Below are 7,549 nucleotides of genomic sequence, written 5' to 3'. Positions count from 1 at the left end.
TCCCCCGACCGCCACCGCCGGCGACGGCCTTGACGAAGACGGGGAAGTGCAGCGCGTCGGCCGTCGACGTCAGCTCGTCGACGTCGCACGACGGCGGCGTCGAGGCGAGGACCGGGAGGCCTGCCGCCCGCGCGGCCGCGACCGCCGTCGACTTGTCACCGGTCAGCTCCAATACTTCGACCGACGGGCCGACGAAGGTCAGACCGGCCTCGGCACAGGCGGCGGCGAGCCTGGGGTTCTCCGACAGGAACCCGTATCCCGGGTAGACCGCGTCCGCCCCCGAGCGCAGGGCAGCACCGATGATCTCGTCCACGGAGAGGTAGGCGCGGACCGGATGACCGACCTCGCCGATCTGATAGGCCTCGAAGGCCTTGGCCCGGTGGCCCGAGTTCCGGTCCTCCTCGGGGAAGACCGCGACGGTCGAGGCGCCGAGTTCGACCGCCGCGCGAAATGCACGCACGGCGATCTCGCCCCGATTGGCTACAAGCACCTTCGCGAACATGAGGCTCCCTCCGTAGTGACCTGCGTCTCGTGAAACTCTGACAGTAACTGGAGAAGCTATCAAGTTCTAGTTTCGGGGCAAAGGGCCAAAAGTCCAGGGAGCCCCGCAAAAAAATATCTCTGTACAGGTTTCAATCCGGCGTCTGTTTCTATAGTGTGACTTGAAATACACCGTTGGAGGAGCATCGATGACCGACCCCCAGGCCGTGAACCCCGTAGGTGACCGCTGGATCACCGACTGGGAGTTCAGTGAGCGCTACCCCGTGTACACCCGAGCCAACGCCGGAGAGGTGCTGCCCGACCCGTCGAGTCCGTTGAACGTGACGCTCGTGTGGAACAAGGGGCTCAACATCGGGTGGCGCGAGGGATACACCAGACACCTCGGAACGCATCTGCCCGAGGAGATCGACGAGCACATGCCGGAGATCATCGGCAACTTCGGTGGATATCACTACACCAATTTCTCGATGACCGAGCTCAACGGTGCCCGGCTCCCCGGACTCACGGTGCCGGTGTGGAACAGCCTCTGGGTCGGTGATCACCCCGAGCTGCCGGAGTACACGCCCAAGCCCGGGGACGAGAACGCGGAACTCACCGCCGGACTGGCGGAGAAGACCGCCTGGGCCCTGACGACCACCGATTACCCGGAGGCCGAGGAGACCAAGCGGCGGGCTGATCGCGCCCGCGACGCGCGGCCGGACCTCAGCTCCCTCTCCGATCAGCAACTCGTCGATCACGCACGCTCGTTCATCGACGACCTCATCTTCTGCTACGGCTACCACCCCGTCACCACCACCCTCTCCACCATGGGACCGGCCGTGGCCGGCGCCCTGCTCGAGTCCATCGGGGAATCGGACAAGCTCGGCACCCTCCTGAGCGGTTTGGGCGGCGTCGACTCGGCAGCACCGTCGTTCGCGATGTGGAAGCTGGGGCGCCTCGTCGCCGGATCGGAGGCGCTCACCGCCATCTTCGACGACGGCCTGTCGACCGCGCTCGAGGCCATCGAGACCAGCGACGAGCCCGACGCCAGGACGTTCCGGGCCGAGTTCGACGACTTCCTTTACAAGTACGGATCCCGCGCCCCCAACGAGTGGGACATCCGGTCGGACAGCTGGGAGTCGAACCCGGTGCTCGCGCTCCTGGCCATCAACGGGATGCGCCTGAGTCCCGACGACGCCGACCCCGAGCGCATCCTGGAGCGCAACCGCGAGAAGAGGCTCGCGCTGACCGCTGAACTCGCAGACAAGATGCCCGACGAGGCCACACGGCAGAGCTTCCTCGATGCGGCCGGGTCGATCACCCGGTTCATGCCGTGGCGGGAACGTACCAAGACTGCCTGCGTGAAGGTGATGGGCGAGATGCGCGCAGCCCTGTACGAACTCGGGCACCGGATGGTCGCGGCGGGAGTGATGGAGGACCATCACGACATCACCATGCTGCTCGACGACGAACTCGACGACTTCGCGGCCGACCCGGGATCGTTCTCCGGGACGATCAGCGAGCGCCGGGCGCAGTACCAGTCCCTGTTCGACCTGCAACCGCCGTTCTTCCTGTTCGAGCCCCTACCGCTGTCGAAGTGGCCGCGCCGGACCGAGCACCAGGTCCCCGCCGCCATCCCGGGCGATGTCCTCACCGGCGTCGGCGGCGCCCCCGGTGTTGTCCGCGGCCGGGCGCGCATCATGCACGATCCCTACGACGCCGGCCAGCTCGACGAGGGCGACATCCTGGTGGCACCGCAGACGGACCCGGCGTGGACGCCGCTGTTCGTGTTCGCGGGCGGGGTCGTGGTCAACGTCGGCGCGACCATCACCCACTCCTCGATCGTCTGCCGCGAGCTGGGGATCCCGTGTGCGGTCTCCGTCCAGGACGCGACGGCACGCATCCCCGACGGGGCCATGGTGGAGGTCGACGGCAACACCGGGTCGGTGACGATCCTCTGATGCAGATCGGCCTCGCACTGCCCCAGCTGGGCGAGCACGCCGACGCGGCGGCCGTACGGGACTTCGCCCGGAACGCCGAGGCGCTCGGCTTCGCCGGACTGTGGGCCCAGGAGCACCTGTTCTATCCGGAGCGGAACGAGTCCGTCTACGGGGGCCGGCACACCACAGCGGTGCATCCCGCCTACCGTTCGGTGCTCGGGGCGACCGAGCTCATGGCCTACGTCGTCGCGGTCACCGACACGGTGCTCGTGGGCAGCAGCATCCTGGTGGCGGGGTATCACCGACCGGTGGAGCTGGCGCAGCGTCTGGCCACTCTGGACGTGCTCTCGGGCGGGCGGTTGATCGCCGGCCTGGGGGTGGGGTGGTCGGATGAGGAACACGCACAGATGGACGTCGACCCGCGCACGCGCGGTCGACGGATGGACGAGTTGGTCCGCGCAGTCGAGGCCTGCTGGGCACCCGATCCGGTGGAGTTCTCCGGGGAGTTCTTCAACATCCCCCGATCCGTCGTGCGGCCCAAGCCCGTACAGCGACCGCGTCCACCGTTGCTCTCGGGCCTGCGTTCGGATCGGGGCCTCGCGCGCACCGCCGCGTTGTTCGACATCTGGAACCCGAGCAGCGGGACGGTCGACGCCCTCCGTGAACAGATGTCGACCATCGCCTCCGCCCGGCCCGCGGACCGTGCTCCGGTCCGATTGTTCCTGCGCAGCTACCTCCAACGCCCAACAGACGAGGTCGGGTCCGGTGGGCAGGGCGCCGAGGGGGTGATCCGTGATCTGGAGACCGCTATCGCCGCCGGAGCGGAGCACTTCATCGTCGAGTGCAACTTCTCCGACGAGGTGCGCTCGCCCGCGGACTGGGCGGCGATGCCGGCCCGCCTGGCAGTACTCGTAGAGATGGCCGAGGCGGCGAGCGCCGGGGCCGAGAAGGAGAAGGTGTAGTGAAGGCTGCAGTGTTCAACGGAACCGGACCCACGTTGCAGATCGAGGAGATCCCTCGACCGGTCCCGCGTCGCGGCGAGGTGCTCCTCGAGGTCGCGGCGTGCGGGGTGTGCCACACGGACCTCCACGTGTTGAAGTCCGAGGTCGCCTTTCCCACCCCGGCGGTGCTCGGGCACGAGGTCTCCGGTGTCGTGACGGAACTCGGCGAGGGAGTCGACTCCCTGGCGATCGGCGACCGGGTGGTGTGCAGTTTCATCATGCCGTGCGGGGACTGCCGCCACTGTGTCGGCGGCCTCGAGGACCTCTGCGAGAAGTTCTTCGCGCACAACCGCCTCAACGGAACCCTCTACGACGGCGAGACCAGGCTGCACCGAGCGGATGGCTCGCCGCTGGCGATGTACTCGATGGGTGGGCTCGCCGAATACTGCGTGGTCCCGGCCTCCGACGCCTTTCGCGTCCCGGACGCGATCGGCCTCGGCGAGGTGTCGATCCTCGGCTGCAGCTCGTTCACCGCGCTCGGTGCGATCAACAATGCCGAGCTGGGGCTCGCGGACCGCATCGCCGTGGTCGCCGCCGGTGGAGTGGGCTCGTCGATCGTCCAGTTCGCCGCCGCCGCGGGCGTGTCGCAGATCATTGCCATCGACATCAGTGACGACAAGCTCGCCGCCGTGGCCGCGCTGGGCGCCACGCACACCGTCAACTCACGCGAGACCGACGTCGTCGCCGCCGTGCGGGAGCTCACCGAAGGCCACGGGGTGACCGTGGCCTTCGAGGCACTCGGCAGCCCGGCGACCTTCGCCACCTCGCTGGACATCCTCGACGACGGCGGGCGTGCCGTGGTCGTGGGTATCGCCCCGGCCGGATCGGCGGGCTCGGTCGACCTCGCGCGACTGGTCCGCCGGAAGCTCGAGATCCGGGGGTCCTACGGCGCCAAGGCCCGTCGGGACATGCCGACGCTGCTGCGGATGGTCGAGGGCGGGACCGTCGCGCCCGAGGAGGTCATCACCCGGCGCTACAGCCTCGACGAGGTCGACGACGCCTACCAGGCACTCGCGCGAGGTGAGATCATCGGCCGCGCGATCGTCGAGATGAAGAGGGCCCCGTGACGGTCGGGGGGCCACGCGGCGAGGTGACGGTCGCGGAGCCTCGCAGACCGGTGTGTGTCGTCACCGGCGCCGCGTCCGGCATCGGTCGCGCGGTGGCCGAGATCGTCGCCGAGCGTGGGGGTGCGGTCGTCGCCGTCGACACCTCCACCGAGGGCCTGTCCTGGTGCGTCGATCACCCTCGCGTCTCCGTGCTCGTGGGCGACGTGACCGATCCGGCCGTCAACGCGGAGGCGGTCGCCCGGGCCGAGGCGGACTACGGGCGCCTCGACTCCCTGGTCCTCAACGCCGGCGTCCCGGCCTCCGGCCCGCTCGAGGAACTCGACATGGCGGTGTTCGACCGGTCGATCGAGGTCAACTTGCGCGCGGTGGCGTTGGGTGTGCGCGCGGCCGTCCCCGCGTTGCGGCGCGCCGGGGGCGGTTCGGTCGTCGTCACTGCCTCGGCGACCGCGTTCGGCGGAGAGGCCGACCGTTGGCCGTACGCGGCGGCGAAGGCGGGGGTGGTCAACATGGCCCGGTCCTTCGCCATCGATCTGGCGGCATCGGCGATCCGGGTGAACGCGGTCTGTCCCGGTCCCATCGAGACCGGGATGACCCGCCGCATCGCGGACACCGCCCCGGAACGCTACGAGGAACTGCGCCGGATGGTCCCCCTGCAGCGGTGGGGTACGGCCGGTGAGGTTGCGGAGGTGGCGGCGTTCCTTCTGTCCGACGCCGCGTCGTTCGTGACCGGCGCCGCCATTCCGGTCGACGGGGGCGCGACCTGCGGCAGCGGCCAGTCCGCACCCCCGTTCGTGGCCCGGGAAGCTCTCTAGAGGCGAGGGTCGACGAGCACCTTGGTGTGGGCGCTGCCACCGGAGTCGAGTTCGTCGAACATGGCCTCGAGGTCGTCCAGGCCGATGGTGCCGGTGTGCAGGGACGCGACGTCGATCCGGCCCTCGGCCACCAGGGTCATGGCGCCCAGGAAATCGGAGTGCGAGTAGGCGAGGGAACCGATCACCGTGAGTTCCCGACTCTGCCAGTCCCCGTAGCTCACCGAGGAGTCCGTCCCCGGGTAGCCGAGCAGAGCGAGGGTACCGCCGCGCCGGACGAGTTCGGCCGACGGCTGGAACAGCGACGCCACCCCGGAGCACTCGAAGAGGACGTCGGCCCCGAGCCCACCGGACACCTCGGCCAGCACCTCCCGCAACTCCTCCGGGCGTACGACATCGGTGAACCCCAGCGCGACGGCCGTCGAGCGCCGTGCCTCCGACGGCTCGGAGATCACCACGCGCCCCGCTCCACCGACCCGCGCGTGCTGCGCGGTCAGCAGGCCGATCGGTCCCGCTCCCTGGACCACGACGATCGCGCCCAACGTGATCCCTGCACGTCGGACCGCGTGGAAGGTGACCGTCGCCGGTTCGATCAGGCCTGCTTCGACGTCGGACAGCGCGTCTGGGACCGGTATGGCGCGCCGGGCCGACACGCAGATCCGGGTCCCGAAACCCCCGTGCTCCGGCGCACCGTCGGAGATCCCGTTCGCCTCGGCGAAGGCGAGATCGCAATGATCGGCGTGCCCGGCGCGACACTGCGCGCAGTCTCCGCACGCGGGCCCGACACCGGCCACCACGCGCTGACCCACCTTGAGATGGGAGACCCGGGACCCGACCGCCGCGATAGCGCCCGACCACTCGTGCCCGAAGACGGCCGGCGGGAGCGCCGCCGACTCGTATCCGTGGGTGTCGGTCGCACAGATCCCGCAGAACCCGATGTCCACCACCACCTGATCGTCGCCGGGCGTCAGATCACCGTCGGCGACGATCTCCGCGGCCCGCGGAGCCACCATCCGGACGAAACGGTCCGTGTGCTCGTCATGTGCCATGGTCACGCTCACTTTCCTGTCATTCGTTCGACGATCGGCGCGAACTGCTCGAACGCCCGGTCCCCGATGGTGAAGTAGGAGAAACCGAACTCCTCGCGCCGCTGCTCGAGCTGGTCGCAGATCTCGTCCACCGACCCGACGAGTGCGTGCGGGAACGCCCGCAGTTCCGCCGACGTGAACCCCGTGCGCTGCATGAGCGCGTCCTCGGTGACGTCGGTCGCACCGTCGATGGCGATGAAGTACGCGCCTGTCTCGAGTTCGATCTCCGGCATCCGCTCACCCGCGCCGGCACGCACCCAGTCGAGCTTCTTGTGCGTCTCGGCGACCGTCGAGGTGGCCACGCTGTCCGAACCGAGCTTGCCCGAGCGGTTGTTGAAGTTGACGCTCACGATGTCGGCGGCGGCACCCGCGAGCGTGAGGACCCGTCGGGCGCCGCCGCCGATCATCAGCGGGGGAGCCTGCTCCGGTACCGGAAGCGGTGCGAAGCCGGTCGCGCGTACCTGCGATCCGTCGACATGGACCGACTCCCCCGCGAAGTGTTGCCGGCATAACTCGACGGTCTGCGCGAGGCGGTCGACCCGCTCGCCGGCACTCGGGAAGGGGATGCCCATCGCCTCGTACTCGTTACCCAACCAACCCGCGCCCAGACCGACCTCGATACGACCGGGGGCGAACATCGCCAGGGTGGCCGCCTCCTTGGCGAGCACGACGGGCTCGTGATAGCTGGTGCAGAACATCCGGCAGCCGATCGCGATCGAGCTGGTCACCTCGGCGGCCACGGCCATGCTCGCGATCGGTGCGAGGGTCACCGGGCGATGCGCGGTCGGATCCAGTGCGGGTCCCGGACCGATGTAGTGGTCGGAGACGTGCAGGGCGGAGTAGCCCATGTCCTCCACTTTGCGGGCGACGTCGCGCCAGTCGGCGCCGGTCTCGGCCCGGTAGACCTGGGCGGCGAAGCGAAACGGTCGAGGGGTGTCCGTTGTCATGAGGTCACTTCCAACTGTTCGGAGGGGGTGATCGCCGGGCTCGGCGATCGTGGCGTCCGATGTGCGGCCGTGGGCGGCACCCGGGAGAGGAGGCGGTGGGTCGCGGACCCGAGTTCGATCGCCCAGCCGCGCGGGTCCGCCCGTCCGCGCGCCGACGGGACCTCCACGCTGACTGATGCACCCGCCAGGGTCCGGGCGATCGCGGCCAACGGAAGCG

General features: G+C 69.4%; 7 protein-coding genes. 4 read left to right on the top strand and 3 right to left on the bottom strand.

Annotation, left to right across the window (positions count from 1 at the left end; genetic code table 11):
• Positions 1–502: biotin carboxylase N-terminal domain-containing protein (locus G6027_RS02175; protein ID WP_277612282.1), on the bottom strand; the 502-nt coding region annotated here is incomplete at its 3' end.
• A gap of 187 nt (positions 503–689) precedes the next feature.
• Between G6027_RS02175 and G6027_RS02170 the strand changes: the two genes are divergently transcribed.
• The 4 genes from G6027_RS02170 to G6027_RS02155 are packed head-to-tail and all read left to right on the top strand — an operon-like array spanning position 690 to position 5,300.
• On the top strand, positions 690–2,441 hold the full coding sequence (locus G6027_RS02170) for a PEP-utilizing enzyme (protein ID WP_182634990.1): 1,752 nt from the start codon (positions 690–692) through the stop codon (positions 2,439–2,441).
• Positions 2,441–3,382: a TIGR03619 family F420-dependent LLM class oxidoreductase gene (locus tag G6027_RS02165; RefSeq protein ID WP_241726734.1), complete on the top strand. Its 942-nt coding sequence runs from the start codon at positions 2,441–2,443 to the stop codon at positions 3,380–3,382. Before G6027_RS02170 ends, G6027_RS02165 begins: the two co-directional genes overlap by 1 nt.
• The gene (locus G6027_RS02160) at positions 3,382–4,488 is read left to right on the top strand and encodes a zinc-binding dehydrogenase (protein WP_182634987.1); all 1,107 of its coding nucleotides are present in this window, start codon (positions 3,382–3,384) and stop codon (positions 4,486–4,488) included. Before G6027_RS02165 ends, G6027_RS02160 begins: the two co-directional genes overlap by 1 nt.
• Positions 4,489–4,538: 50 nt before the next feature.
• A complete protein-coding gene (locus tag G6027_RS02155) occupies positions 4,539–5,300 on the top strand; it encodes an SDR family oxidoreductase (RefSeq protein ID WP_182634985.1) in 762 nt (253 codons plus the stop codon).
• On the opposite strand, the gene G6027_RS02150 is transcribed toward G6027_RS02155, so the two are convergent.
• Together G6027_RS02150 and G6027_RS02145 are read right to left on the bottom strand one after the other, a co-directional pair.
• Entirely contained in the window at positions 5,297–6,346 is a 1,050-nt protein-coding gene (locus G6027_RS02150; protein WP_182635062.1) for a zinc-binding dehydrogenase, read from the bottom strand. The two genes, G6027_RS02155 and G6027_RS02150, sit on opposite strands and share 4 nt — an antisense overlap.
• An 8-nt stretch (positions 6,347–6,354) precedes the next feature.
• A complete protein-coding gene (locus tag G6027_RS02145; protein WP_182634983.1) occupies positions 6,355–7,332 on the bottom strand; it encodes a TIGR03621 family F420-dependent LLM class oxidoreductase in 978 nt (325 codons plus the stop codon).
• Positions 7,333–7,549: the final 217 nt, after the last annotated feature.

Source organism: Dietzia sp. SLG310A2-38A2, from assembly GCF_014145095.1.
GTDB lineage: Bacteria > Actinomycetota > Actinomycetes > Mycobacteriales > Mycobacteriaceae > Dietzia.
The sequence above is the reverse complement of the archived record's forward strand: the minus strand, read 5'-3'. Positions and strand labels throughout refer to the sequence as shown.

Excerpts from the sequence above, each read along its gene's own strand:
- G6027_RS02145 (WP_182634983.1), bottom strand. The coding sequence starts at position 7,332 with ATGACAACGGACACCCCTCGACCGTTTCGCTTCGCCGCCCAGGTCTAC.
- G6027_RS02150 (WP_182635062.1), bottom strand. The coding sequence starts at position 6,346 with ATGGCACATGACGAGCACACGGACCGTTTCGTCCGGATGGTGGCTCCG.
- G6027_RS02165 (WP_241726734.1), top strand. The coding sequence starts at position 2,441 with ATGCAGATCGGCCTCGCACTGCCCCAGCTGGGCGAGCACGCCGACGCG.
- G6027_RS02170 (WP_182634990.1), top strand. The coding sequence starts at position 690 with ATGACCGACCCCCAGGCCGTGAACCCCGTAGGTGACCGCTGGATCACC.